General features: G+C 71.4%; 25 protein-coding genes. 11 read left to right on the top strand and 14 right to left on the bottom strand.

The genetic code is table 11. The features are described from left to right. Window positions 1-23: 23 nt before the first annotated feature. Together ACFLIM_RS21535 and ACFLIM_RS21530 are read left to right on the top strand one after the other, a co-directional pair. Entirely contained in the window at window positions 24-623 is a 600-nt protein-coding gene (locus ACFLIM_RS21535) for an NADPH-dependent FMN reductase (protein ID WP_393168055.1), read from the top strand. Further along, window positions 623-1591, top strand: coding sequence for an aldo/keto reductase (locus ACFLIM_RS21530; protein ID WP_393168244.1), 969 nt, complete (start codon window positions 623-625; stop codon window positions 1589-1591). The genes ACFLIM_RS21535 and ACFLIM_RS21530 overlap by 1 nt, the downstream gene beginning before the upstream one ends. 6 nt (window positions 1592-1597) lie before the next feature. Here the strand turns inward: ACFLIM_RS21530 and ACFLIM_RS21525 are convergent, their stop codons facing one another. The 3 genes from ACFLIM_RS21525 to ACFLIM_RS21515 form a co-directional block, all read right to left on the bottom strand. Beyond that, a complete protein-coding gene (locus ACFLIM_RS21525) occupies window positions 1598-2590 on the bottom strand; it encodes a hypothetical protein (protein WP_393168053.1) in 993 nt (330 codons plus the stop codon). Continuing rightward, complete coding sequence (locus ACFLIM_RS21520; protein WP_393168051.1) at window positions 2580-3185, bottom strand: copper resistance CopC family protein; 606 nt, start codon at window positions 3183-3185, stop codon at window positions 2580-2582. The genes ACFLIM_RS21525 and ACFLIM_RS21520 overlap by 11 nt, the downstream gene beginning before the upstream one ends. A gap of 115 nt (window positions 3186-3300) precedes the next feature. Continuing rightward, the gene (locus ACFLIM_RS21515) at window positions 3301-3870 is read right to left on the bottom strand and encodes a hypothetical protein (RefSeq protein ID WP_393168049.1); all 570 of its coding nucleotides are present in this window, start codon (window positions 3868-3870) and stop codon (window positions 3301-3303) included. Between the two features lie 72 nt (window positions 3871-3942). Here ACFLIM_RS21515 and ACFLIM_RS21510 point away from each other — a divergent pair, with 72 nt between their 5' ends. Next, the gene (locus ACFLIM_RS21510) at window positions 3943-4248 is read left to right on the top strand and encodes a hypothetical protein (protein WP_393168047.1); all 306 of its coding nucleotides are present in this window, start codon (window positions 3943-3945) and stop codon (window positions 4246-4248) included. Here the strand turns inward: ACFLIM_RS21510 and ACFLIM_RS21505 are convergent. From ACFLIM_RS21505 to ACFLIM_RS21475, 7 genes are all read right to left on the bottom strand, one after another. Further along, the gene (locus ACFLIM_RS21505) at window positions 4238-5278 is read right to left on the bottom strand and encodes a fatty acid desaturase family protein (protein WP_393168046.1); all 1041 of its coding nucleotides are present in this window, start codon (window positions 5276-5278) and stop codon (window positions 4238-4240) included. The genes ACFLIM_RS21510 and ACFLIM_RS21505 overlap by 11 nt on opposite strands. A gap of 199 nt (window positions 5279-5477) precedes the next feature. Continuing rightward, window positions 5478-6617 carry an FAD-dependent monooxygenase gene (locus ACFLIM_RS21500; RefSeq protein ID WP_393168044.1) on the bottom strand — a complete coding sequence of 380 codons (1140 nt, stop codon included), beginning with the start codon at window positions 6615-6617 and terminating at the stop codon, window positions 5478-5480. 26 nt (window positions 6618-6643) lie between these two features. Further along, window positions 6644-8224, bottom strand: coding sequence for an MFS transporter (locus ACFLIM_RS21495; protein ID WP_393168042.1), 1581 nt, complete (start codon window positions 8222-8224; stop codon window positions 6644-6646). A gap of 81 nt (window positions 8225-8305) precedes the next feature. Next, entirely contained in the window at window positions 8306-9706 is a 1401-nt protein-coding gene (locus tag ACFLIM_RS21490) for an FAD-binding oxidoreductase (RefSeq protein WP_393168040.1), read from the bottom strand. Window positions 9707-9772: 66 nt separating this feature from the next. Then, window positions 9773-10027, bottom strand: coding sequence for a hypothetical protein (locus ACFLIM_RS21485; RefSeq protein ID WP_393168038.1), 255 nt, complete (start codon window positions 10025-10027; stop codon window positions 9773-9775). Window positions 10028-10099: 72 nt separating this feature from the next. Beyond that, entirely contained in the window at window positions 10100-10999 is a 900-nt protein-coding gene (locus ACFLIM_RS21480) for a hypothetical protein (RefSeq protein ID WP_393168036.1), read from the bottom strand. 554 nt (window positions 11000-11553) lie between these two features. Further along, window positions 11554-12396: a DUF2382 domain-containing protein gene (locus ACFLIM_RS21475; protein ID WP_393168034.1), complete on the bottom strand. Its 843-nt coding sequence runs from the start codon at window positions 12394-12396 to the stop codon at window positions 11554-11556. A 224-nt stretch (window positions 12397-12620) separates the two neighbouring features. Between ACFLIM_RS21475 and ACFLIM_RS21470 the strand changes: the two genes are divergently transcribed. The 3 genes from ACFLIM_RS21470 (at window position 12621) to ACFLIM_RS21460 (ending at window position 14878) form a co-directional block, all read left to right on the top strand. Then, window positions 12621-13265: a response regulator transcription factor gene (locus ACFLIM_RS21470; protein ID WP_393168032.1), complete on the top strand. Its 645-nt coding sequence runs from the start codon at window positions 12621-12623 to the stop codon at window positions 13263-13265. A 100-nt stretch (window positions 13266-13365) separates the two neighbouring features. Further along, entirely contained in the window at window positions 13366-13806 is a 441-nt protein-coding gene (locus ACFLIM_RS21465; RefSeq protein WP_393168030.1) for an ATP-binding protein, read from the top strand. A 40-nt stretch (window positions 13807-13846) separates the two neighbouring features. Further along, window positions 13847-14878: a PAS domain-containing sensor histidine kinase gene (locus tag ACFLIM_RS21460; RefSeq protein WP_393168028.1), complete on the top strand. Its 1032-nt coding sequence runs from the start codon at window positions 13847-13849 to the stop codon at window positions 14876-14878. On the opposite strand, the gene ACFLIM_RS21455 is transcribed toward ACFLIM_RS21460, so the two are convergent. Then, on the bottom strand, window positions 14873-16045 hold the full coding sequence (locus ACFLIM_RS21455; RefSeq protein ID WP_393168026.1) for an acetate/propionate family kinase: 1173 nt from the start codon (window positions 16043-16045) through the stop codon (window positions 14873-14875). The two genes, ACFLIM_RS21460 and ACFLIM_RS21455, sit on opposite strands and share 6 nt — an antisense overlap. Then, window positions 16021-18324 carry a phosphoketolase family protein gene (locus tag ACFLIM_RS21450; RefSeq protein WP_393168024.1) on the bottom strand — a complete coding sequence of 768 codons (2304 nt, stop codon included), beginning with the start codon at window positions 18322-18324 and terminating at the stop codon, window positions 16021-16023. Before ACFLIM_RS21450 ends, ACFLIM_RS21455 begins: the two co-directional genes overlap by 25 nt. A 61-nt stretch (window positions 18325-18385) precedes the next feature. Between ACFLIM_RS21450 and ACFLIM_RS21445 the strand changes: the two genes are divergently transcribed. The 4 genes from ACFLIM_RS21445 (at window position 18386) to ACFLIM_RS21430 (ending at window position 23600) form a co-directional block, all read left to right on the top strand. Beyond that, on the top strand, window positions 18386-20092 hold the full coding sequence (locus ACFLIM_RS21445; protein WP_393168022.1) for an IlvD/Edd family dehydratase: 1707 nt from the start codon (window positions 18386-18388) through the stop codon (window positions 20090-20092). A gap of 95 nt (window positions 20093-20187) precedes the next feature. After that, the gene (gene pgi, locus ACFLIM_RS21440; RefSeq protein ID WP_393168021.1) at window positions 20188-21819 is read left to right on the top strand and encodes a glucose-6-phosphate isomerase; all 1632 of its coding nucleotides are present in this window, start codon (window positions 20188-20190) and stop codon (window positions 21817-21819) included. A 1-nt stretch (window position 21820) separates the two neighbouring features. Further along, window positions 21821-23209: a glucose-6-phosphate dehydrogenase gene (zwf, locus tag ACFLIM_RS21435; protein ID WP_393168019.1), complete on the top strand. Its 1389-nt coding sequence runs from the start codon at window positions 21821-21823 to the stop codon at window positions 23207-23209. 37 nt (window positions 23210-23246) lie between these two features. Beyond that, window positions 23247-23600: a GerW family sporulation protein gene (locus ACFLIM_RS21430; RefSeq protein WP_393168017.1), complete on the top strand. Its 354-nt coding sequence runs from the start codon at window positions 23247-23249 to the stop codon at window positions 23598-23600. Window positions 23601-23629: 29 nt separating this feature from the next. Here the strand turns inward: ACFLIM_RS21430 and ACFLIM_RS21425 are convergent, their stop codons facing one another. Further along, on the bottom strand, window positions 23630-24352 hold the full coding sequence (locus ACFLIM_RS21425; RefSeq protein WP_393168015.1) for a VIT1/CCC1 transporter family protein: 723 nt from the start codon (window positions 24350-24352) through the stop codon (window positions 23630-23632). Between the two features lie 223 nt (window positions 24353-24575). Between ACFLIM_RS21425 and ACFLIM_RS21420 the strand changes: the two genes are divergently transcribed. Further along, complete coding sequence (locus ACFLIM_RS21420) at window positions 24576-25205, top strand: Uma2 family endonuclease (RefSeq protein ID WP_393168013.1); 630 nt, start codon at window positions 24576-24578, stop codon at window positions 25203-25205. Window positions 25206-25250: 45 nt separating this feature from the next. Here the strand turns inward: ACFLIM_RS21420 and ACFLIM_RS21415 are convergent, their stop codons facing one another. Continuing rightward, a complete protein-coding gene (locus ACFLIM_RS21415; protein ID WP_393168012.1) occupies window positions 25251-25916 on the bottom strand; it encodes a hypothetical protein in 666 nt (221 codons plus the stop codon). Between the last annotated feature and the right edge of the window lie 70 nt (window positions 25917-25986).

Here is a 25986-nt window from a genome sequence, read left to right as displayed (position 1 = left end):
GCGGACGGCGGTGAGCTTGGGCCATGAAGAAAATGACATTGGCCGTGATCACCGGCAGCATCCGCGAAGGGCGGTTCGGCCCCGTGGTCACGCGATGGTTCACCGAGCAGGCGAACGCCCACGGGCTGTTCGACCTGGACCTCATCGACCTGGCGGAGACGCCGCTGCCGCAGGTGCTGCCCGCCACGCCCGAGGAGCTGGCCGCCGTGCACGAGCGTCCCGAGGACCTCAGGCGGCTGGCCGGGCGGCTGGCGGCGGCGGACGCGTTCGTGGTGGTGACACCCGAGTACAACCACAGCTACCCCGCCTCCCTCAAGAACGCCATCGACTGGCACTACACCCAGTGGCAGGCCAAGCCAGTGGCACTCATCTCGTACGGCGGCTACGGCGGCGGCGTGCGGGCGGCCGAGCACCTGCGGCAGGTCTTCGCCGAGCTGCACGCCGTCACGGTGCGCAACACGATCAGCTTCGACAACCACTGGGAGCGCTTCGACACCGATGGCCGGCTGACGGCGCCCGAGGGCCCCGACGGCGCCGCCAAGGCGCTGCTCGACCAGCTCGGATGGTGGAGCAGGGCGCTGCGCGAGGCCCGCGCCGCCGTCCCCTACGAGGGGGTGCAGTGATGCGTTACCGCCTGCTGGGCCGCACGGGGCTGCGGGTCTCGGAGATGTTCCTCGGCGGGATGATCTTCCACGAGTCCTCGCCCGAGGTACGGCGCGTCTTCGACGAGTACGCCGGCGCCGGCGGCAACGTCGTCGACACGGCCCTGATGTACGGCGACAGCGAGAGCGTCGTCGGCGACCTGCTGCAAGGCCGCCGTGACCGCTTCGTCCTGGCCACCAAGTACACCCCCACCCGCGACCGCACCGACCTGAACGCGGCCGGCAACCACCGCAAGAACCTGGTGTTGTCGCTGGAGCAGTGCCTGCGGCGGCTGCGTACCGACTACATCGACCTGTACTGGGTGCACGTCTGGGACCGGCACACCCCGATCGAGGAGACGATGCGCGCGCTGGACGACGCCGTCCGGGCGGGAAAGGTGCTCCACGTCGGCATGTCCGACGCTCCGGCGTGGGTGGTCAGCCGGGCCAACACCCTGGCCGAGTGGCGCGGGTGGACGCCGTTCGCCGGGGTGCAGGTGCCGTACAGCCTGCTCCGGCGGGACGTCGAGCGGGAGCTGCTGCCGATGGCGCGGGAGCACGGCATGAGCGTGGCGGCGTGGGGCGTGCTCGGGCACGGCGTGTTGTCCGGGGTGCCGACCTCCCGCGTGCCCCCGGAGTCCATCGGCAAGCGGGACCGGGCCGTGGTAGGCGCCGTGCTGGAGGTCGCCGGCGAACTGGGGGTCACGGCGTCGCAGGTGGCGATCGCGTGGACCATGCGGCGTGGCGTGCACCCGATCATCGGCGCGGGCGACGCCGGTCAGCTCAAGGAGAACCTGGGGGCGTCCGGGCTCGCGCTGCCCGAGGAGGCGGTGCGGCGGCTGGAGTCGGCGGTGGAGTTCGAGCCGGGTTTCCCCGCGGACTTCATCGGCGAGGTGGACCGCAGCCCGGACATCTACGGCGACGACCTCCTCCTGCTGGACGGCCGCTGACTCCCGTCAGCACAGGGCCATGGCCGTCTGCCACACCCCCGGCAGCGCCGCGAGCACCCGGTCCCCGCGGCGGCGGCGGTCGGCGAAGGTATCCGCACCGAGCTCGGCCAGCAGCTCCAGGAACCCGTCCTCGTACCCCGCCACCCCGGCGGCCGCGCGTTTGTCCAGGCAGCGCGCGTACGTCGCCACCAGCCAGAACACGGCCTCCCTGTGCAGTCCCCGCGCGATGAGCTCGCGGCTGCCGTCGATGGCGAGGGGCCGCGCCACGGCCGTGATGTCGGAGTCGAACCGGTAGGAGGGCGCCCGCAGGCTCGACGTGGCGTCGAACACCTTCTCCAGCGCGGCCAGGTGCCGCTCCACCTGGCCGGGGCCGAAGTTCGCGCAGCCCAGCAGGGCGAGCAGATTCTCGTGGAAGTCCTGCCGGCCGTGCGCGGCGAGCAGGTCGCGTACGGCCGCGTACCGGCGGCGGACGGTGGGGTTGCGCAGCCCCGCCGTCAGCAGCACGTGCGTGGTCACCCCCGTGCCGAAGAGCCACGAGGTGACCTGGTCGGTCAGCGGCTTGGACTCGTCCATGCCGTTGATCCAGCCGCGCACCCGGTCCATGGCGTTGGTGCAGCGGGCCAGGATCCACGGCCGCTCGGCGAAGTCGCGGGCCACCACCCGCTGCAGCTCGGTCAGCCGCCCGGACGGGTCGGCCAGCACGCACGGGAGGTGGAAGGCGCCGGCCAGGTGGTAGTCGCTCAGCACGTCGTGCGTGGAGCCGAGCCGGGCGACGGCCGAGACCTCGATCAGCACCCCTTCATAGCGGAACTTCCCGATGCGACCGGGTGGGTCCTGGAGCAGGACGATGTCCACGTCGGTCGTCGGGGCCAGCTCCGCGCCCGGGTCGGGCGCCCACAACACGGACCCGGTCAGGAAGGCCCCGCCGAACCCGGGCAGCGCCGCGCCCTCCCGCTGCACCCACTGCCGCGCGACCTGTCTGGCCTGCTCAATCCGCATCCACTTCCTCCCGATCTGGGCTGCGGCGCGCGGTCCTGATCAGGACGAACGCGCCCAGCACGACAAGCCCCGCCAGCCCGCCCCAGATCCAGCCGGGAACGCCCGCCGATGCGGCGGGGCGCTCGCCGGCCGCCCCGGACGGCTCGACCGCCGCCGCGCTGGACGGCCCGCCCGCCGTGGATCCCCCGCCGGTGGGCGAGGGCGAAGCCGATGGAGAAGCTGATCCTTTCACGCTGAAGGGGATTTCGCCCTCAATGGGATGACCGTCGGAGGACACGACCCGCCAGCCGATCACGTACGCGCCCGGCGCGAGCGGCTGGGGGACCCCGGCGAACACCATATGCCCATCCAGCCGCGGCTCGCCGAGAGTGACCTCCTTGCCCGCCGCGTCGTGCAGCACGACGAACGGGAACTTGACGCCCGCGCTGTATTCGAGCTCGATCTCCTCGACCGAGGAGACCTGCGCGTTCTTGGCCGGTGAGCTGCGCTTGAGCGTGTCGTGGGCGAATGCGGGGGAGGCGGGAAAAGTCAGCAGAAGGGCGCAGGCGAGCACCGCCGGCACCGCCTTGCGGATGTTGCGTGGCAGGAATGCCATGATGATCGGTCTCCAGAATGATCTTCCGGACCGCGCCCGTGGCGCCATCCGGAGCACAGGCAAGGGCGCGCGCCAGAAACGACGCGCCAAGGGCTTCGGCGGAATGCCGAGCGCTTCAGCGGAAGTGCTCCGGCGCGGCGGGCGGCCCTCGCCTGCTGACCGTCCTGGAGACGGTCTTTCCCGCGGACGCGGGGACGTCGGAGATCACCGGCCGCCACGACGGCAGGGCGACCTCGATGGGGGCGGTGACCAGCAGCCGGACGACCGGCGGCGGTGCGGCGTACAGGCGGATCATGAGCCACAGGGCGCGCTCGCCGCGGTGCAGCCACCACGCCGTGAGCGCCGCCACCGTGAGATGGGCCAGCGCCATGCCCGGCGCCGGATGCGCGTGCGGGGGATCGGCCCCCGCGGCGGGCGCCAGCCGCTCGAAGAGCTGGTGCAGCACCATCTGGGCGGTCACGGTCGCGACCAGCACCGCGACGGGCCCGCGCTCGCGCCCGTCGATCAGGTACGCCAGCCCGAACGCGGCCAGCACCCCGGCCAGGTAGACCTCGAACGGCACCAGCCCGCCCCCGGCCAGCGCGTGCCCGCCCGCCGACACGGCCCCGCAGACCGCCGCGAACACGACGGCCCGCGACGACCGCAACCGGGACGACGCGACCGGCTCGGCTGACGACGAGGACACAGCCGACATCCTTACACAGGGTTCGCGCGGTCCCGGAGGTTCATCACCCGCGTGTGTGGGCAGCAGGCACTGATGGACACCGCCTCGAGCCCTGGCCCGGACCTGGAACGGCTGGTCCGCCAGGAGTTAACGGACGCGGGTTTCACCGTCGAGCCGTCCCTGTCGACGGCCGACGGAGGGCTCGGCGTCTGGCATGATCCCACCCGCGGTGTGGTCGTCACCTGGGGTGCGCCGGCCGCGCGCCGGCCGGTGAGCCGTCTGGTCAGATACGCCACCATCCGCACCGCGGTCCAGCTCGCGCTGCGCACGGTCCTGGCCGACGCCGGTCATCAGATCACCGAGGACCACGACGGGCAGGAGCTGATCGTCACGTCCTGACCTCGCGCAGCGGCCGCCCCACCTCGTGCAGGTGGCGCAGCGCCTGCCCCCATGACGCCAACAGCCCGCATTCGGCGTAGTCGACGCCGAGCGAGCGGCAGTAGTCGCGGACGATGGGCTGCGCCCTGCGCAGGTTCGCGGTGGGCATGCTGGGGAACAGGTGGTGCTCGATCTGGAAGTTCAGGCCGCCGAGCGCGGTGTTGACCAGGCGCCCGCCGCGTACGTTCCGGGAGGTCAGGACCTGGCGGCGGAGGAAGTCCAGCTCGTCTTCCGCGGTCAGGACCGGCATGCCCTTGTGGTTGGGCGCGAACGTGCAGCCCAGGTAGACGCCGTAGCACGCCTGGTGCACGGCCAGGAACAGCAGCGCCTTGCCGGGCGGCAGCACCAGGAACACCGCGCCCAGGTACGCCACGACGTGCCCGGCCAGCAGCAGCCCCTCGACCCTCCGGCTCTTGAGCGACTCCCGGCGCAGCGCGCGGAAGCTGGACACCTTCAGGTTCACCCCTTCGAGGGTGAGCAGGGGGAAGAACAGGAACGCCTGCCGGCGTCCGAGGAACCGCGGCACCCCGCGGGCGGCCTCGGCCTGCTTCTCCGACCAGAGCAGGACGTCGGGCGAGACGTCGGGGTCGTGCTCCTCGTGGTTGGGGTTGGCGTGGTGGCGGCTGTGCTTGTCCATCCACCAGCCGTAGCTGAGCCCGACGGCCAGGTTGCCCGCCAGCAGCCCGGCGATCCGGCTGGTACGCCGGGACCGGGAGATCTGCCCGTGCGCCAGATCGTGCGCCAGCAGCGTGACCTGGGCGAACGCCACGGCCAGCAGCACCGCGACCGGGACCTGCCACCAGGAGTCGCCGACCAGGGCGAACACCGCCCAGCCGCCCGCGAACAGGCCCGCCACCAGGGCGATCCTGACCGCGTAGTAGCCGGGCCGCTTGCCGAGCAGCCCCTCCTGGGCGATGCGGCGCGACAACCTCGCGAAGTCGCTGCCCCTTTCTCCCTGCGCGGGGGCGCGGGAGGTGTCCACCACAGTCACAGTTCTCTCCGATGCTGACGAGTCGTGGGCGATCACTCATCAGCATCGCGAGAGACGTGGCCGGGCGGACCCCCGCTGTCACCCGTCCTGGCGGTAGTGCAGGCCCCACCGTGGGCGCCCCCGCCGCCTGGGGGATCGGGCCGGCCAAGCGCCCGGCGACCTCACCCGGTGGGAATGGCGGGCGGGCGGGGGCACCGGCTCAGGTCGGCTGCAGCATCGGCGGCTCCGCCGGTGCGGCCGCCTCGCCGTAGATGTGCAGGTCGGCGCGGAAGGCGGCCAGGTAGGCGGCCCGGTCGCGGAAGGTGGCGGCCAGGGCGTCCCCATAGTCGATGAGCTCCCTGTGGGCGTGCCTGCGGGGCTCGTAGCGGGCGTAGAGCAGCCGGTCGAGCAGCTCCTCGTCGCCTCCGGCCGCGCAGATGACGTCGGCCAGGATCTCCGCGTCGTACAGCGTGTAACTCATGCCCATGCCCGTCATCGGGTGGCAGGCGAACGCGGCCGAGCCCAGGAGCGCGGCGTTGCCCTTGTGGTAGGCGCCCACCCGCAACGAGGACACCTTGATGCGCTGCCAGGTGGCGGGTTGCAGGGAGTTGAAGGCGTCCGAGCTCTCGGTGACGAACTTCTTCAGCTCGTCGATCAGCGCGGGGATGCCGTCCTGGAAGATCTCCTTGTCGTCCTCCGGGGGCAGGCCGACGAACACCCTGGCCTGGTCCCGGTTGATCGGATAGAGGTAGGCGAGCCAGCCTTCCGAGCTGAAGTAGAGCCGGTTGAGCTGGGCGATGCTGGCGCTCAGCGGCACGGTGGCCACCCGCATCAGCAGCCGCTCGTACGGCATCGTGCGCTGCTCGATGTCGAGCGCCTGGCGGATGGCCGACTTGGTGCCGTCGGCGCCGATCACGACGCCGGCCCGCAGCCGGTCCCCGTTGGACAGCGCCAGCTCCTCGACGCGGCCGTCGCCGATCGTGATGTCCTCGATGGTCGCGTCGAACCGGAACTCCACGCCCTCCATCGCGCAGCTGGTGTAGATGAGCTCGACCAGCTCGCGGTAGGGGCGGATGAGGAAGCCGCCGTCGGGGAAGCGGCACTCCCGGATCGGGTCGCCGTCGTGGTAGTAGCGGATGACGTCGCGTCTGAGGCCATGGCGTTCGACGAGGTCCGCGAGTCCGTGGCGGGCGAGCACCCGGAGCCCGGGTGGCTTGAGGAAGTCGGCGCCCGCGCTGGGGACGGAGGGTCCCTGCTCGACGACGACGACGTGCCGGCCGCGGCGGCCCAGTAATAAGGCCAGGAAGCAGCCGCCGAGACCGGCGCCGACGATGGCTACGTCGCAGGATGTGGTTGCCATGACGAGAGCCCTTCTGACTGGTTGAACTAGTGCGTGTGCCCGCGGGTGCCGGCCAGCGGGCCGGATTCGGCCCTCCGCGGCTGCGGGACACTGTCCATTGGGGGGTTCATGGGGGGTGTGCGGGTCTCGACTGGCAGCAAGGCATCGGCCTCCGCCGCGACGGTGGCGAGGGTCATGCGCAACTCCAGCAGCATCCGGCGCGGCACCTTGATCATGACGTCGCCGGGGTCGGTCCGCAGCCGGGTGATCTTGGTCAGGGCTATCGCGCCGATCAGCACGGAGATGGCCACGCACATGGCGAGCGCGCCGGCCAGCCCGGCCAGGGGTCCCGTCATGAACGGGTGGTCGATGACGACCGACACGACCGCGACGCCCACGGCCCCGCCGACCATGCGCGCCATGGTGGCGGCGCCGACGGCGGAGGCGTACTGGTGGGGGCGGGCGGCCAGGGTGGTGGCCACGGAGGTGCCGGGCGCGAGCGCGCCGACCCCGATCCCGACCACGACGCTGGCGACCAAGCCCCACACGGTGGGCCCGGCCTGGGTCAGCACGAGCACGCAGGCGCCGCCGCAGAGCAGGGAGCCGGCGTAGATCAGGCCGTACGCGCCGACCCGTTTCACCATGCGCCCGGCCAGGAAGCTCGTCACGACGACGGCCACCGACGTGGGGGTCAGCCACATCGCCACTTCCAGCATGGGGTAGCCCAGATGGAGCAGGTACAGCGGCTGCACGGTCAGCAGGCCGTACGACAGCGCGCCGAAGCACCATGTCGCCAGCCAGCCCCAGACGAACCTGGGCCGCCGCCACAGGGCCAGGTCGATCGCGGGCAGGCGGTGGTGCCTGGCCTGCGCGAGCGCCCCGCCCAGCAGGGCGACCGCGGCCAGCGCCAGCCACAACACGTCCATGCCCCAGGCCATCGCCTTGGAGATGGCCAGCACGATGACGGCGATGCCGGCGGCGAGCAGCCACGCGCCGAGCATGTCCGGCAGGCCCCTGGCGCCGGCGCGCTTACCCGGCGGAAGACCGGCGCAGGCGATCAGGAGCGCGACGCCGATGACGACGTCCGGAACGAACAGGGCCCGCCAGTCGACGGTGGCGGCCAGCCAGCCGCCGCCCGCCTGCATGAGCAGGCAGCCCAGGCCGGACGCGGAGCTCCACAGCGCGATCGCGCCGCGGCGCTGCGACTCCGGCAGCTCGCCGAGCAGCAGCCCGAGGCTGGCCGGGATCATCGCCGCGGCACCGGCGCCCTGGACGGCGCGTGCGGCCAGCACGTACGACCAGGAGTCCACGGTGACGGTGGCGATCCCGCCCAGCACGAACACCACGAGCCCGACGGCCAGCACCCGGCGCCGGCCGAACAGGTCGGCCCAGCGGCCGGCGGTGGCCAGCAGCGCCGCGATCGGGATGAACGCCGCGCTGGTCAGCCAGACCAGGTCACCGAGCGGCATGCCGGCGCCCGCCGGCGTGTACCGCAACACTCCGACCGCCAGGGTGGTGGCCGTGGTGTCGGCCATCACCGTCAACATGACACCCGCGCCGACCAGCCGCAGCATGAAGCCGTGACGGCGGTCTACGGTGCTCGTCCCCCGCGCTGGTGACGAACGCACTGTGGTCACCTCCAAGCTATGAGTCGCCTCCGCCGACCGGCGCAACTCCGGCTGTGCGACCGGCGAAGTCGGAATGGTCTTTCAGGCGCCGTAACGGCCGGGTGAGAGCAGGCCGTCCGGGTCGAGCGCTGTCTTGAGCCGGTGCAGCATGCCGAGGCTGGCGGTGCTGGTCTCGGACCAGACGTCGGCGGCGGCATGGTCGATGTCGGAGCGGTAGATGGCGCAACCGTGCCCGCGCAGCAGGCAGTTGCCGTCGTTGCGGAGCTGGTGCGCACGGTAGGGCGCGTCCGGTGCGCCGCGGTCGAAGAAGATCTGGATGACGCCGTTGGCCAGGTGCTTGCTGACCAGGTTCCACTCGACCATGAGCGCGGTGGTGTGCGCGTCCACGGCCGTCTGGAGGGCGGCCAGGATGTGCTCGGTCCTGCGCGCGTGCATGGGCATCAGCGGCAGCAGCGCCAGGAAACCCATCCCGCTCCCGTCGATCTGGTCGCAGGAGGTCACGCCGAGGGCGTTGCGCACGCCCAGGCAGGTGGGGATGCCCTGCGACATGAGCGCCCGGGGATAGAGCGGGTCGTCCGGGCCGACCTCGGCGGCGTCCACGACACGCAGCGCCTCCGCGCCCTCGACCTCGATGAGCGCCTTGCGCAGCAGCTCCTCGGCCAGCTCGACCGTGGCGTCGCTGCCCATGAGCGGCCCGAGGATGGTGAACAGGCTGGGATCGACCCCTGCGGGCAACATCCAGTCGCCGTGACTCGGCGTGAGCGACAACTCGCGCACGCGCAGCAGCCCGTCGGCCGGGTTGCCGCGGCGCAGGAAGGCGGTGACCGCGCCGAGCGCGACGCTGGCCTGGTCCCGCTGGATCCGGCCGTGCACGAGCCCGATGGTCTGCGGGCGCGGCACCAGCGCGACGGCCATGGCGGTGACGATGCCCAGGTTGTGCTGGACGAACGCGGGCGTCAGGTCGGGTCCGGCGACCCGCCCGTGGTAACGCCCGGCCGGGTCCAGCCCGCCGGTGGTGACCACGCTGCCGTCGGCCAGTACGGCCTCGATCCCGGCCACGTCGTGCACCCGGGAGCGTACGCAGCCGTCGCCGCGGTCGAGCGCGTTGCCCACGACGGAGGTGTCGGCGCAGGAGGCGGTGACGTTGAGCATCCACGGAGTGTCGCGCAGCACCTCGGCGAGCTGCGCCTGGGTCACTCCCGGCTCGATGACGGCGTAGCCCGACTCGAGGTCGAGGCTGCGGATCCGGTCCATGCCGCTGAGGTCGACGACCACGTTGTCGTCGGTGACGGGCACGGCCGAGCCCATTCCCCAGTTCCGGCCGGTGCTGATCGGGTACAGGCGGGTCTTGGTGACCATGGCCCGCCGTACGAGTGCGCGTACCTCGTCCAAGGTGCGCGGCGCGTCGGTGCCCGCTATGGAGCGTGGCTGGTGGCCCCCGACATCACGCGACTTCAGCTCCAGTCGCGATAGTCCCTGCATGACTCTCCTCTAAAGGGTGAGATATCGCTCTTCCGGCTCCCGTCCGGGGGCCGTTGGGGGCACACTTCAGGCGGTGTGCTGGAGCAGGTCGTCGATGGAGCCGATGGCCTGGTTGGACATCTCCCTGATGCCGAGCAGCCGCTGCTCGACGTACACGTCGGGCTCGCCGGGCGGGACGGCGTCGGGGAGGTCGAGCGTGCCGCGCGGCGCCGCCTGCACGGGGACCTCGTGCAGGCCGTACGGGTGCCGGCGGGCTCTGGCGGTGTCGGTGTCTCGGGGCTCGTGCCTGGATCGGGCGGGCAGGTGCGGGGGGGTTCGCATGACGGGAGCTCTCCTACCGGATTCGAATGGGGTCTTTTTCCGGACGACCGCTCGCCGTTGAGCGGCTCGAGGTCAGCGCGCGTCCTCCTCGTGGCCGCGGTGTTCGGCCCGTGGAGCGACTGCCGCGGGGGTGGCCCGCGGCGTGCCGTGGTTGATGACGCTCGCGGCGATGCGGCGTTCGGCCAGCCCCATGTGGGGGCGGCCGCCGCCGGCGGCGGGGCTCGGCCGTGCGGTGGCCGAGCCACGGATCATGGAGCTGGCGTGCACCCATCGGCGGGTCTCGGCCAGCACGTCTCGTTGTGCCCGGCGCAGGTCGGAGTGCCGCGCGTAGTGCTCGCAGACGGCCCGCGCCAGCACCCGTGCCATGACGAGGTGCTCTTCGCAGGCTCCCGCGACCTTCGCTTCCAGGCCGGTGACCTGGGCCAGGAGCAGTTGCAGGTGGGGCAGGCCGGAGCTGCGGTCGTATCCGTCGAGCTCGGCCAGCCGCTCCGGCCAGCGCAGCCGCTGCTCGATCGAGTCGCAGACGGCCGTCGCGACCTGCGCGGGCGGCTGGTCGTCGGGGCTCCGCCCGTCGAGCTGCACGGCCCGCTGGGCGGTGTGCTCGAAGTCGGACAGCCTGCGCAGCCCGCTCTGCAGCAGGCGTACGCGGTTGTGCAGGCAGGCGGCGCTCCAGCCGAGGACCAGCAGGCGGTCGGTGTCGGCCTCGCAGTGCCAGCCGACCAGTGCCACCTCGCGGGCCATGCGGTGATGGAGCACCCAGGACTCCTGCGGGCCGACCGGCCCCGGGTCGTCGATCCACACCTGCAGGCCGCCCGGGGGCAGCTCGCCGACGCCGACGACCATGCCGTCGGGCGCGACCCTGGTGCAGATCCGCTGGACCACTCGCTGCTGCGCGGCTGTCTCCGGCGCCATGGGCACCGGGCCTGGCAGCACTCGCTCTGGGGCCACCTTCGCCCTCGGCTCGATGCTCATCTGAAGCCACCTCCTGACCCGTGGGTCGGGCTGATCTCCGTAAATTGTCACTTAATAGTGCCGTGTCGATCGTCGTCAGAGAGCGGTTTCCTGTCAACTGTCACTTTACGAATACAGTATGGATCCCTTGCCGCCCGGGCGGGGGCCGTACGTGAACGGGTGACTTCCCGCAGGTGAAGTCGGTGTTACGCGGGGTGGATGATCTCGGGCCGGTACGGTCCGGCGACCGCGTAAATCGGGCTCCGGAACCCGTGCAGCGGTGATCTAAGCCGTGGTCGCGGCCCTGCGGGCGTCGTCCGCGTCCGCCGGGCTCGGCGCAGGCTGGGGGCGGTCACTGCCTGCGACCAGGGCACTCCCGGCTGTCCGCACGGGGCGTGCCTTACCCGATCGATACTGATTGCTCACTAGACCGGATTCGTTCCAATCGGCCGCCCGCCACCGGCAGGGGGCATCCAGCACGAGAGTCACAGCGGCAAACGGCTGCGGGGGTGCCCGACGTTGTCTGGCGCCCCCGCGGGACAACCTCATGCGGCTGGGGGATCAGGCCCGGGAGCTCACCGCTCCGGCGGCTTGTCCTTGCCGCGCCGGCCGAACCTCTCGGCCTCGCCCCTGGTCACCCCCTCCTCGTCGATCTCGAACCGCTCCTTCCTGACCTCGCCCTCCACGGTCTCCTCGTGCCGCACATCCTGCTTGTGGATGTGGATGCGCTCGACGGGCTTGGTCTCCTTGCCGACGACCGGGCGCTGCTCGTGCAGGATCATCTCCCGGTCCTCCTCGTGGATCTCCTGCGCTCCGACCGCCTCTCCGTCGTTGATGGCCTCGCGCTCGATCACGACCTCCTCGTGCGAGAGCGGGACCGTCTCGCGGACCGTCTCGGTCTCGACGTACTTGTGCAGGTGCACGCGGCCCGTCTCCCTGCTTTCCGTGCCGATCCGGAGCCGCTCTTCCGACCTGGTGATGTCGATGTCACGGTCCTCGGTGACGTCGCCGCGCGTCTCGCCGGCCAGGCGGCCGGTCTGCCGCTCGATCCGCTCTCCTGTGATCGGTCCCCGCGTACGCGGTTCGCCGGTACGTTGCTGCGGGACGGCCGACGGCTGCATGCCGTAGTAGCGGTAGAGGTCGGCCTCCTCCTGCAGGGACAGGCGGCCGTCCACGTCGATGTTCGGCGCGCCCTTGATCATCTCCCTGTCGAAGGGGACCCGGATCTCCTCGCCCGAGCGGCGGGCGTTGGCCAGAGGCACGAAGGTCTGCTTCATTCCGAAGAACCCCGTGCGTACGGTCACCCACTCCGGCTCGCCCGTATGATCGTTGAGGTAGACCTGACCCACCTTGCCGATCGACTGACCGTCCGACCCCACCACATGGCAGTCGAGCAGGTTACGGATCTCTGTTTGCATAGCCACGACGATCCCCCCGATGTGTTCGTCCTGGTTCAAAAGGGACAAATACCCCATATTGCTACAAGGCCACACTCGGCCAGGCCAGTTTTTCGCCACGTTCGGTGACCATCGGATGAGCTTCTGTCGCTCACAGTGACGGCCGTCCCCGTGTTCCGCCGCCCCGTGGGACACTGCTCGTGACGCAGGCCGTGCGACGGCGCGGCCCATACGGAAGCAAAGACATGCCGACCTCCCCTTCGATCCGGCTGGTTCTCGTGGAGGACCACGCCATGGTCGCGGAGGCCATCGGGCTGGCGCTCGGCCGGGCGCCCGGCATCGACGTCGTGGCGCAGGCCGGCACCATCGTCGCCGCCGTGGCCGAGACCGGCAGGTGCCGGCCCGACGTCGTGGTGCTCGATCGGCGCCTGCCCGACGGCGACGGCATCTCCGCCATCGGCCGGCTCGCCGCGGTCGCGCCCGAGGCCCGCGTGCTGGTGCTGACCGGTGAGGCGACAGCGTCCGTGGCGGCCAGAGTGGTGGCGGCGGGTGGCGCGGGGCTGGTGCTGAAGTCGTCGCGGCTGAGTGAGCTGGAGTCCGCGGTGCGGGAGGTGGCGGCCGGTGGCGTCGTGTTCGCGCCGGGACTGCTGCCGGGCGTGCTCGATCGGCTGACCGGGAGAGCAGGGCATCTCGGCTCTGCCCTGACCGCGCGGGAGCGGGAGACGTTGCTGCTCCTGGCCGAGGGCGCAGGCACGTACGAGATCGGCGAGCGCCTCGGCGTGGCCCGCAACACCGCGCGCAACCATGTGCAGCACGTGCTGGAGAAGCTGGGCGCGCGGTCCAAGCTGGAGGCGGTGGCGCTGGCCCGCAGGGAAGGGCTGCTGGACTGAGGCGACCCCGGTGAAAGCCATCGGATTGACGCAATCGCATCAGGCCGCCTGGCGCGTTTGCGTCTCGTGACCGGCCGCCGGCCTCCCCGAGAGTAGATGGGTGGGCAGTGAGGAGGCGGAGCCGTACCAGGTGGACACCCGGCTGCCGGAGGAGATGGGCAGCATCACCCTGTCGCGGCAGATCGTCCGGCGTGCCCTGGCCGAGTGCGGCTACCAGGGCCACCACGAGGACGTGCTGCTGGTGGTGTCGGAGCTGGTGACGAACGCGCTCGTGCACGGCGTCGGCCGGCCCGCGCTGCGCGTGCGCGGCAGCGCCTCCCGCGTGCGGGTCGAGGTGGGCGACGCCGGCGCGGAGCTGCCCGAGCCGCGCGACCCGGGCCCGGCCAACGGCTGGGGCCTGCACGTCGTCAGGCTGCTGTCCACCGGCTGGGGCATCGCCGCGGGCGAGGACGGGCGCGAGGGCGGTGAGCACGGGAAGGTGGTGTGGTGCGAGCTGGCGGCCCGCCTGACACCGCTCCAGGTCCGCCCTTCCGAAGCGTGAGCAGGTTTCATTCCCGCACCCGGCCGTGTAAGGCTGCGGTATGCCCGAGCATGACCGCCCACCTGAGGATATGCGGCTGCTCGTGCAGAGCATCCGGGATTACGCAATCTTCATGCTCGACCCGCGGGGCGGGATCGTCAGCTGGAACGCGGGTGCGCACCGTATCAAGGGCTATTCCGCCGAAGAGATCATCGGCACCCACTTCTCCGTGTTCTACCCGCCCGAGGACGTGGCGGCCGGCAAACCGGCCAAGGTGCTGGAGGCCGCCGCCGCCGACGGGCGGTGGGAGGACGAGGGCTGGCGGGTACGCAAGGGCGGCACCCGATTCTGGGCCGGCGTGGTCATCACCGCCCTGTACGACGAGCACGGCGGCCTGCGCGGATTCGGCGAGGTGACGCGTGACCTGACCGAGCGGCGCAGCCTGGCCAGGGCGCTGGACGAGCGTGGCCTGCTGCTCGCCCGCCTGGTCCAGGCCCAGGAGCGGGAACGCCGCCGCATCGCCTCCGACGTGCACGACGACACCATCCAGTCCATGGTCGCCGTCGGGATGCGGCTTCGGTTGCTGGGCGAGAGCCTCCCCGAGGAGCACGCCGCCGCCGTGCGCGCGCTCGAAGCCGCCGTCGAAGGCGCCGTCGGACGCTTGCGCGACCTCGCCTTCCGGCTACGCCCGCCCGGCGACGGTCTGGTGGAGAGCCTGACCGCCTACCTGGAGCAGACGCTGGCGGGCACGGCGTTCGAGCTGGTGCACGACCTGGACGGCGAGCCGCCCGCCGAGACCGCGATCACCGTCTTCCGCATCTGCCAGGAGGCCGTGACGAACGTGCTCAAACACGCCCGCGCGGGCGCCGTCACGGTGGAGCTGGCCTCGCTTGACCGGGGCGTGCACGTCCGCGTACGCGACGACGGCATCGGCCTGCCCTCCCAGGCGGATCGGCCCGGGCATTTCGGGCTGACCGAGATGCGGGAGCGCGCCGAGGCGGCGGGCGGCTGGTGGGCCGTCCGCGGCACGCCGGGCACGGGCACGACGGTGGAGTTCTGGGTGCCCGCGGTGCCCCGCGGCGGGCACTCATGAGCTGATCAGCGCGAGGGCCTGCCGGGCGATCTCCCATTCCTCGTCCGTGGGGATGACCAGCACGGCCACCTCGCAGCCCGGCGGCGACACCGCCCGCTCGTCCGCCGAGACGGCCGTGTTGAGCGCCGGGTCCACGGTGATGCCCAGCCGGTCGAGCCCCGCCAGCGAGGCGGCGCGGGTGGCGGCGTCGTGCTCGCCCACCCCGCCGGTGAACACGACCGCGTCCAGCCGGCCGAGCAGCGCGTAGTAGGCGCCGACGTACTTGCGGATGCGCCGGGTGTAGATGTCCAGGGCCAGCAGGGCCTCGGCGTCGTCGCGGGCGCGTACCTCCCGCATGTCGCCCGTACCCGTCAGCGCGAGCAGGCCGCCCTGGCGGTCGAGCGCGTACTCGACCTGCTCGGCGTCCAGCCCGTCCACCCGCGCCAGATAGCCGCCCAGCGCGGGATCGACGTCGCCCGAACGGGTGCCCATGACCAGCCCCTCCAGCGGCGTCAGGCCCATGGAGGTGTCGACGCTGCGCCCGCCCGAGAGCGCGGTCGCGCTGGCTCCGTTGCCCAGGTGCAGCACGACGAGGTTCAGCCCGGCCAGGTCGCGGCCGAGGAAGGCGGCGGCGCGGCGGGAGACGTAGGCGCAGGAGGTGCCGTGGAAGCCGAAGCGCCGCACGCCGAGCCGCTCGCGCCAGTCGCGGGGCACCGCGTACGTGTACGCCTCCGGCGGCAACGTGAGCTGGAACGCCGTGTCGAAAACGGCCACCTGCGGCACCCCGGGAAAGGCCCGGCGCGCGACCCGGATCCCGATGAGGTTGACCGGATTGTGCAGCGGAGCCAGCGGCGCCAGCTCCTCGATGGCCCCGATCACGCCGTCGTCCACGAGCACCGCCTCGGCGAACCTGGTCCCGCCGTGCACGACCCGGTGCCCGACCGCGACCGGGTTCAGCTCCGGCCCTGCCGCCTCGAACGCCGCCAGGACCGCGGCCAGCCCCTCGCGATGCCCGGGAAAGCGCGCCTCCCGCTCGTACCGGCGCCCCGCGTGGTGCGTGAGCCGCCCCCGCTCCTCGCCGATGCGCTCGACCAGGCCCCTGGCCGGGCGTTCCCGGGTGCGGACGTCCACGAGCTCGTACTTGATGGACGACGAGCCCGTGTTCAGTACGAGGATGCGACCGGCCATGTCCACGACCTGATCGACGCCGGGTCCTCGCCGTGCTCTCTCGTGTAGGCGCGGGCCTGCAACCGCTCGTCGCTCATGCGCTGGCGCAGATGCGCCTGGTTGGCGCCGAGGCCGGGCACCCGGTCGATGACGTCCATGACCAGGTGGTAGCGGTCGATGTCGTTGAGCATGGCCATGTCGAACGGCGTCGTCGTGGTGCCCTCCTCCTTGTAACCGCGCACGTGGATGTTGTCGTGGCCGTGGCGGCGATAGGTCAGCTCGTGGATGAGCGACGGGTAGCCGTGGAAGTCGAAGATGACCGGCTTGTCCGTGGTGAACAGCGTGTCGAACTCGGCGTCGGACATGCCGTGCGGGTGCTCCGACGGCGGCTGCAGCCGCATCAGGTCGACCACGTTGACGACCCGCACCTTCAGCGCGGGCAGGTGCTCGCGCAGCAGCGCCGCGGCGGCCAGCGTCTCCATCGTGGGCACGTCGCCCGCGCAGGCCAGCACCACGTCCGGCTCATGCCCCTGGTCGTTGGACGCCCACGGCAGGATGCCCAGGCCGCGCGTGTTGTGCGCGACGGCCTCCTCCATCGTGAACAGGTCCAGCACCGGCTGCTTGCCCGCGACGATCACGTTGACGTAGTCGCGGGAACGCAGGCAGTGGTCGGCGACCGACAGCAGCGTGTTGGCGTCCGGCGGCAGGTAGACGCGCACCACGGACGCCTTCTTGTTGACCACCACGTCGATGAAGCCGGGGTCCTGGTGGCTGAACCCGTTGTGATCCTGCCGCCACACGTGCGACGACAGCAGGTACGTCAGCGACGCCACCGGCCGCCGCCACGGGATCTTCTGCGACGACTCCAGCCACTTGGCATGCTGGTTGAACATGGCGTCCACGATGTGGATGAACGCCTCGTAGCAGTTGAACAACCCGTGCCTGCCGGTCAGCAGATACCCCTCCAGCCAGCCCTGGCACAGATGCTCGCTCAGCACCTCCATCACCCGCCCGCCCGGGGCCAGGTGCTCGTCGGTCGGCAGCACCTCGGCGTCCCACGCCCGGTCGGTGACCTCGAACACCTCCGACAGCCGGTTCGACGCGGTCTCGTCCGGACCCATCAGCCGGAACGTCCGCGGATTGCTCGCGATCACATCACGCAGGAACCCGCCGAGCACCCGGGTGGGCTCGCTGAACTGCGTGGCGGGCGACTTGACCTCCACCGCGAGCCGGCGGAAGTCCGGCAGCCGCAACGGCTCCAGCAGCTCGCCGCCGTTGGCGTGCGGGTTGGCGCTCATCCTGCGCGGCCCGCGCGGCACCGTGCCGAGGATCCCCTGGACGGGCCGCCCCGCGCGGTCGAACAGCTCCTCGGGCCGGTACGAGCGCATCCACTCCTCCAGCATGGCCAGGTGCCCGGCGTCCTCGCGCACCCTGGCCAGCGGCACCTGGTGCGCCCGCCACGTGCCCTCGACCGGCTTGCCGTCCACCTCGCGCGGGCCGGTCCAGCCCTTCGGCGTGCGCAGGATGATCATCGGCAGCCGGTCGGCCCGGCCCTGCTTGTAGCAGGCGATCTGGTCGAAGACCACATCCAGCGTCCGCGCCATCTGCTCGTGCTCGGGGCCGACGATGTGCGGGCGGTAGCCGTACCCTTCGATGAGCTTGTGCAGCTCGTCCATGGGAATGCGGGCGAGCACGGCCGGGTTGGCGATCTTGTAGCCGTTCAGGTGGAGGATGGGCAGCACGATGCCGTCCCGCTGCCGGTCCATGAACTTGTTGGAATGCCAGCTCGCGGCCAGCGGCCCCGTCTCGGCCTCGCCGTCGCCCACGATGCACGCCACGACCAGGCCGGGGTTGTCGAACGCGGCTCCGAAGGCGTGCGCGAGCGAGTAGCCCAGCTCGCCGCCCTCGTGGATCGAGCCGGGCGTCTCCGGCGCGACGTGGCTCGGGATCCCGCCGGGGAAGGAGAACTGGCGGAACAACCGCCGCATGCCCTCCGCGTCCTGCGAGACGTCCGGATACCGCTCCGAGTAGGTCCCCTCCAGCCAGGCGTGCGCCACGGCGGCGGGACCGCCGTGACCGGGACCGCAGATGTAGATCATGTCCTGGTCCCGCTCCGAGATCACCCGGTTGAGGTGGGCGAAACAGAAGTTCAGGCCGGGCGTGGTGCCCCAATGGCCGAGCAGGCGCGGCTTGATGTGCTCCGGCCGTAGCGGTTCGGTCAGCAGCGGGTTGTCCAGCAGGTAGATCTGCCCGACGGACAGATAGTTCGCCGCCCGCCAGTACGCGTCGATATGCTCCATGCCCTGCTGCTTCCTCCACAGAACGTGCTGAATCCCCCGAATGCCGGATAAGGTGCCGGACATGGCTTTGAGGAGTTCGCGCTGGTATTCGGGAAACGACCGCAACTCCTACATCCATCGGGTATGGATGCGGCGCGGCCTGCCGCGCGAGGCGTTCGAGGGCGGCAAGCCGCACATCGCGATCGCCAACACCGCCTCCGACCTCACCCCCTGCAACTCCCACCTGAACGAGGTGGCCCAGAGCGTCATGGACGGCGTGTGGGAGGCTGGCGGCGTGCCGCTCAACCTGCCCGTCGTCTCGCTGGGTGAGACGAACGTGCGCCCGACCGCGATGCTCTGGCGCAACCTGGCCGCCATGGCCACCGAGGAGATGCTGCGCGCCAACCCCATCGACGGCGTGGTGCTGCTCGGCGGTTGCGACAAGACGATCCCGTCGCTGCTGATGGCCGCCGCGTCCGTGGACCTGCCCGCCGTCGTGGTGCCCGGCGGTCCCATGCTGACCGGCCACTTCCGCGGTGCTCCGCTCGGCTGCGGCACCGACGTGTGGCGGCTCAGCGAGGAGGTACGCGCGGGCACCCTCTCCCGCGAGGCGTTCCTGGAGTCCGAGTCGTCCATGATCCGCAGCCGCGGCCACTGCAACACGATGGGCACCGCCTCCACCATGGCCTGCATGGCCGAGGCGCTCGGCATGACGCTGCCCGGCACCGCCGGCACCCCCGCCCCCGACAGCCGCCTGCTCGAACGCTCCCACGAGACCGGCCGCCTCGCCGTGGACCTGGTCAACCAGGGCCGCCGGCCGAGCCAGGTCATGACCAGGGGCTCGTTCCTCAACGCCATCGTCACCCTGGCCGCCGTCGGCGGCTCCACCAACGCCGTCGTGCACCTGCTGGCCATCGCCGGACGGCTCGGCGTCGACCTGAGCCTGGACGACTTCGACCGCACCGGCGCGGGCGTGCCGCTGCTGGTCGACCTCCAGCCGGCCGGAAAGCACCTCATGGACGACCTGTTCCGGGCGGGCGGCCTGGCGGCCGTGCTGAAGGAGGTCGAGGACCTGCTCGACCCCGAGGCGATCACCGTCACCGGGCGGCCGCTGGTCGAGCACCTGGCCGGGGCCGAGATCTGGGACGAGAGCGTCATCCGGCGCCGCTCGGACCCGCTGCAGCCGGACGCGGGCATCGCCGTCCTGCGCGGCAACCTCGCGCCAGGCGGCGCCGTGATCAAACCCGCCGCGGCCTCGCCCGAGCTGCTGCGGCACCGCGGCCGGGCCGTCGTCTTCGACAGCGTCGAGGACGTCTACGCCCGGCTCGACTCGCCGGACCTGGACGTGGACGAGACGTCGGTGCTGGTGCTGCGCGGCTGCGGGCCCAAGGGGTATCCGGGCATGCCGGAGGTCGGCAACCTGCCGCTGCCGGCGAAGCTGCTGGCCAAGGGCGTACGCGACATGGTACGCATCAGCGACGCCCGCATGAGCGGCACCGCGTACGGGACGGTCGTCCTGCACACCGCGCCCGAGGCGGCGGCCGGCGGTCCGCTGGCGAGGGTGCGCACCGGCGACCCCATCGTGCTCGACGTGGCCGCGAGAAGGCTCGACGTGGACGTCCCCGACGCCGAGCTGGCCGCCAGGGAGCCGGTCATGACCGGGCACGCCCGGCCCGCCCGCGGCTGGGAACGCCTCTACGTCGAGCACGTCACCCAGGCCGACCGCGGCGCCGACCTCGACTTCCTCACCGGCTCCAGCGGCGACCACGTGGGCCGCGAATCGCACTAGGCAAAGAGTCTCCTGCGCCATGCGCGGAATCAACATCGGTGGGTACGGGGTTACGGAACGATGGTGATCGGTTTGGCGACGCGAGGAGGAAGAGCGTGAACGGCGACATCAGCCAGAGCCAGGAGTGGGCCGCCCTGGACAAGCACCACGAGGAGCTGAAGGGCAGGCGGCTGCGCGAGCTGTTCGCGGCGGATCGGGGCCGGGCCGAGCGCATGACCGTGACCGCCGGCGACCTCTACCTCGACTACGCCAAGCACCGCGCCACGCAGGAGACGATCGACCTGCTGGTGGGCCTGGCCGAGCGCGCGGGGCTGCGCGACAGGATCGCCGCCATGTTCGGCGGCGAGCACATCAACGTCAGCGAGGACCGCGCCGTCCTGCACGTGGCGTTGCGCCTGCCCGCGGACGCCAAGCTGGTGGTGGACGGGCAGGACGTCGTGGCCGACGTGCACGCCGTGCTGGCCAAGATGGGCGCGTTCGCCGACCGGGTCAGGTCGCAGGAGTGGCGGGGCGCCACCGGCAGGCCGATCGAGACCGTCGTCAACATCGGCATCGGCGGCTCCGACCTCGGCCCGGCGATGGCCTACGAGGCGCTGCGCGACTACGCCGACGCGGGCATCACGGCCAGGTTCGTCTCCAACATCGACCCCGCCGACATCACCGGCAACCTCGCCGGGCTCGACCCCGCGACCACGCTGTTCGTGGTCAGCTCCAAGACCTTCACCACGCTCGAGACGCTGACCAACGCCCGGGTCGCGCGCCGCTGGCTGGTCGACGCGCTGGGCGCGGACGCGGTGTCCAAGCACTTCGTGGCCGTCTCCACCAACGCGGCGAAGGTCGCCGAGTTCGGCATCGACACCGCCAACATGTTCGGCTTCTGGGACTGGGTCGGCGGCCGCTACTCCTACGACGCCGCCATCGGGCTCTCCTTGATGATCGCCATCGGGCCCGAGCGGTTCCGCGAGATGCTGGCCGGCTTCCACACCATGGACCAGCACTTCCGCACCGCCCCGTTCGAGGCCAACATGCCGGTCCTGATGGGCCTGCTCGGGGTCTGGTACAACGACTTCTTCGGCGCCGAGACCCGCGCCGTGCTGCCCTACAGCCAGCGGCTGCACCGCTTCCCCGCCTACCTGCAGCAGCTCACGATGGAGTCCAACGGCAAGTCCGTACGCGCCGACGGCACGCCCGTCACCGTCAGCACCGGCGAGATCTTCTGGGGCGAGCCGGGCACCAACGGCCAGCACGCCTTCTACCAGCTCCTCCACCAGGGCACCCGGCTGGTGCCCGCCGACTTCATCGGCTTCGCCGAGCCCTTCGACGACCGCGAGGGCATGCACGACCAGCTCACCGCCAACCTGCTGGCCCAGACGTCGGCGTTGGCGTTCGGCAAGACGGCCGAGGAGATCGCGGCCGAGGGCACGCCGCCCGGGGTCGTCCCGCACAAGGTGATGCCCGGCAACCGCCCCACCTCCACGATCCTCGCGCCCAAGCTGACCCCGTCCACGCTCGGCCAGCTCGTCGCGCTCTATGAGCACATCGTGTTCGTCGAGGGCACGATCTGGGGCGTCGACTCCTTCGACCAGTGGGGCGTCGAGCTGGGCAAGAAGATGGCGCTCGACGTGGCGCCCGCGCTCACCTCCGCGGATCCGCCGACCACGTTCCCCGACGCGTCCACCGGGCGGCTGGTGCGCAAATACCGCGAGCTGCGCGGAAGGCGGGTCTGACATGGGGCACGGCTCGGGTCACACGCCCCGCGCGGGCGCGCTCGTCCTGTTCGGCGTGACCGGGGACCTCGCGCGCAAGATGGTCCTGCCCGCCCTCTACCACCTCACCGCCGCCGGCAAGCTCGACCTGCCGATCATCGGCGTGGCCAAGACCGACCTGGACCTCGAAGGGCTGCGTGAGCACGCCCGCAAGGCCGTCGGCGGGGTCGACGACGCGGCGTTCGGGAAGCTGGCCGGCAACCTGCGGCTGGTCGCGGGCGACTACCGCGACCCCGGGACGTTCGCCAGGCTGCGCGAGGAGGTGGCGGGCAAGGGCTTCCTCGTCCACTACCTCGCGGTGCCGCCGTCGCTGTTCTCGGTGGTCGCCGAGGGGCTGGCCGGAGCCGGGCTCAACCGCGAGGCCAGGCTCGTCGTGGAGAAGCCGTTCGGGGAGGACCTCGACTCGGCCCGCCAGCTCAACGACGAGCTGCTCAGGCACTTCGACGAGGACCACCTGCGGCGGGTCGACCACTTCCTGGGCAAGGAGCCGGTCGAGGACCTCATGGTGTTCAGGTTCGCCAACACCCTGCTCGAGCCCATCTGGAACCGCAACCACATCCGCAGCGTCCAGATCACCATGGCCGAGGACTTCGACGTGCGCGACCGCGGCGCCTTCTACGACGCCAACGGCACCATCCGCGACGTCGTGCAGAACCACCTGCTCCAGCTGCTGGCCATCCTCGCCATGGACCCGCCGCCGTCCACCGACGCCCGCGCCCAGCTCGACGAGAAGTGGCGGGTGCTGCGCGCCGTCCAGGCCATCGAGCCGTCCGACGTCGTGCGCGGCCAATACACCGGCTACCTCGACACCGACGGCGTGCGCCCCGACTCCACGACCGAGACGTTCGTCGCGCTGCGCGCCCACATCGACAGCTGGCGGTGGGCCGGGGTGCCGTGGTGCATCCGCTCCGGCAAGGCGCTGCCGACCACCGACCTGGAGGTCGTCGCCGAGCTGCGCAGGCCGCCGGTGACGATGTTCCGCGGCGGCGACGCGCCACCCGGCCCCAACCTCATCAGGTTCAGGCTCCAGCCGGACGCCGGGGTGACGTTCGACCTGCTGGCCAAGGAGCCGGGCAAGCAGCACACCAGGCCGGTGCCGGTCAGCGTCGACTTCACCAAGGTGCTCGGGCCGATGGAGGCCGCCTACGAGCGCATCCTGGCCGACGCCATCAGTGGTGATCCGCGCAGGTTCGCCAGGTTCGACCTGGTGGAGGAGTCGTGGCGGATCGTGCACCGGGTGCTCGACCTGCCGGAGCGGCCGTTGCCGTACGAGAAGGGGTCCTGGGGGCCCGAGCCGGCCGCGAAGATCCCGCCCGGCGGGTGGCACGAGATCTCGACCACTTTCGACTGAGGTGGCCAGGCGGGCGATCCGGGGTGACGATGGGGGGATGGACATCATGGAGCTGATGGAGCAGGCGAAGGACGCCGCGACCGTCAAGCGGGTCTTCGGCGAGCCGATCCAACAGGGCGACGTCATCGTCATCCCCGTCGCCAGGGTCGCCCACGGGGGCGGCGGCGGTCAGGGCCAGGGCACGGGGGAGAAGGGCGAGGAGAGCGGCGGCAGCGGCGGCGGGTTCGGGTTCAGCGCCACTCCGGCGGGCGTGTTCGTGCTCAAGGACGGCGACGCGCAGTGGCGGCCGGCCATCGACGTCAACCGCATCGTGTTCGGCGGCCAGCTCGTGGCCGTCGTGCTGCTGCTGACCGTGCGAGCCATCTTGAAGCGGCACCGCCGCAAGCGCTGAGAGCCGGAGCGCGCCGCCCTGCGCACGGCCTACGAGATGGCGACGCCGAGCAGATGCCCCAGGCCGAACGTGACGGCCGCGGCCGCGACCCCCAGCGCGAGCTGGCGCACCCCGCCCAGCCACCACGGCCGCGCCGTCATCCGCGCCACCGCCGCCCCGAACCCGAACAACGCCACCACGCTCAGCACCAGGGCCACCACCAGCCCCGACGCGCCGAACAGGAACGGCGCCAGCGGCACCAGCGCCCCGGTGGCGAACGCGCAGAACGACGACGCGGCGGCCACGTAGGGCGAGGGCAGATCATCGGGATCCACCCCGAGCTCCTCACGCACGTGCACCCGCAACGCCTGCTCGGGATTGACCGACAACCCGGCGGCGACGCGGCGCGCCAGCTCGGCGTCCAGGCCGCGCGCCCGGAAGAGCGCGGCCAGCTCCGCCTGCTCACCCTCGGGATCGCGGGCCAGCTCGCGCCGCTCCACGGCGATCTCCGCCCGCATCAGCTCGGTCTGGGACTTCACCGACGTGTACTCGCCGGCCGCCATGGAACACGCCCCCGCGATCAGCCCCGCGAACCCGGCGAGCACCGCACCCCGCCCGGCTCCCGCCGCACCGACGACCCCGGCGATCAACGCGAAATTGGACACCAGCCCATCCATCGCCCCGAACACCGCGGGCCGCAACCAGCCACCGGTCACGTCCCGGTGGCTGTGGTGCTTCTCAGGACGGTACGGTCTGGCGAGCCCGACGGTCATGAAGTCCTCCATTTCCTGACACCTGCGTCAGGAAATGTAGGCATATCACCCCAAGATCCGCAACGAAGGCCAGGCTTCCCTGACGTGCGCCGTTTCCAAGAATCGACCCTCCATGGGTCATGAACCAGTAAGGTCATCACGTCACTCGGTGTGATCGCGTGAACGCGTATGGCCGTGCATGGGTGCGGCATGCGGAACTCGGCTTATGGAAGGTGGCGAGGACATGAGTGCTCTGCCGATCGAGGGCTGGCTGGTGGCGCATCCGCCGCCCAGGCGAATCGTCCTGTTCCCGTCCGGTCGTGTCACCGGTTACACCGTCGATGACTGGCTCAAGCTGCCCGAGACCGGGGAGCGTATCGAGTTGATCGACGGGAGTTTCCAGGTGAGTCCTGTGCTTACGGGACTGCACGCACTGTGCGCCGCCGGCTTGCGCGCGGTCCTCACCGCAGTGGCCAGGGCGGAGAAGTCGGATCTCGTGGTAGTGGAGACGGTAAACGTGACGGTCGGGGAAGACGGCCTCATTCCGGACATCGCAGTCGTGCCCCGTGACTTGGTCATGGCGCGCACGGTCGCATTTCCGGCCTCAGAGGTCGCGCTGGTCGCCGAGGTCGTCAGCCCCGGCCTCGGTAACTGTCGGCGAGACTACGAGATCAAGCCACCCAAATACGCCGCGGCCGGCATCGAGGTGTTCATCAGGGTCGAGATCGAAGGAGCCGACATCCCGCGTGTCGAGGTGCTCAAGTTGGGCCGAGACGGCTACGAGACGATCAGCCAGGCCAAGGCAGGCAAGCTGCTGACGCTGACCGACCCCTTCCACGTATCATTCGACCCCGCCGAGCTGCTCGAAGCGTAGTCACGCCTGCCGCGGCGCCCGCCGCAGGGCGCCGCGAAGGGCCGGTCAGGCGTGGATCGGGGTGGGCATGACAGGCGCGTTGGATTGCGGGCCGCGGATCAGGGCGGCGCAGTCGGCGATCGTCTCCTCCAGCAACGTGCGCAACAACGAGTCCGGGTCGGGGATGCACGCCTGTACGATCCCCACCACCGACAGTTGCACCGCGTTCGGGGCCGCGTACCGGCGGAAGCCCTTCTCCGTGATCCGGGCCGCGCGGCTGAAGCGCCTGGCCTGCTCGGCCGCGTGCGGCACCTCCTCCATCGCCCGCCGGCTCGCCTCGCTGAGCCGTCCCGACGGGGCGCCGTCGAGCCGGGTCAGCATCTCCTCGGCCGCCAGCACCGACACCGCCAGCGCGAGCTGGCGCTCGGCCGCCGCCACCGGCAGCGCCGTCGTGGCGCAGCGCAGCGCGATCCGCGCGTCCACGCGCAGGTCGTCGCTGGACAGGTCGATGATGGACGGTACGAGCCCGACGAGCCTGGCCCGGCTCTCGTCGCTCGTGTTGTCGTTGACCAGGCGGGCGAGTGCGGCCAGCAACGGATGCGTGCAGGCCGGATGGTCGCTCCACCGCTCCCCGGCCAGGTAGGAGGCCAGTTCCATGAAACAGGCACCGCGTTTCGGGTTGCGATGCCTGCCGCGGGACAGGACCGGCATGTGATCAAGGTGATTGTCCACGGGTGCTCCACTGCTCCACGCGATCGCCGTCTATCCAGTCTGCGCTGTCGTGCGCGACAACGCTAGAGAT

It is taken from the genome of Nonomuraea marmarensis (assembly GCF_043197025.1).
GTDB lineage: Bacteria > Actinomycetota > Actinomycetes > Streptosporangiales > Streptosporangiaceae > Nonomuraea > Nonomuraea marmarensis.
This window is presented reverse-complemented; position numbering and strand designations above follow the sequence as displayed.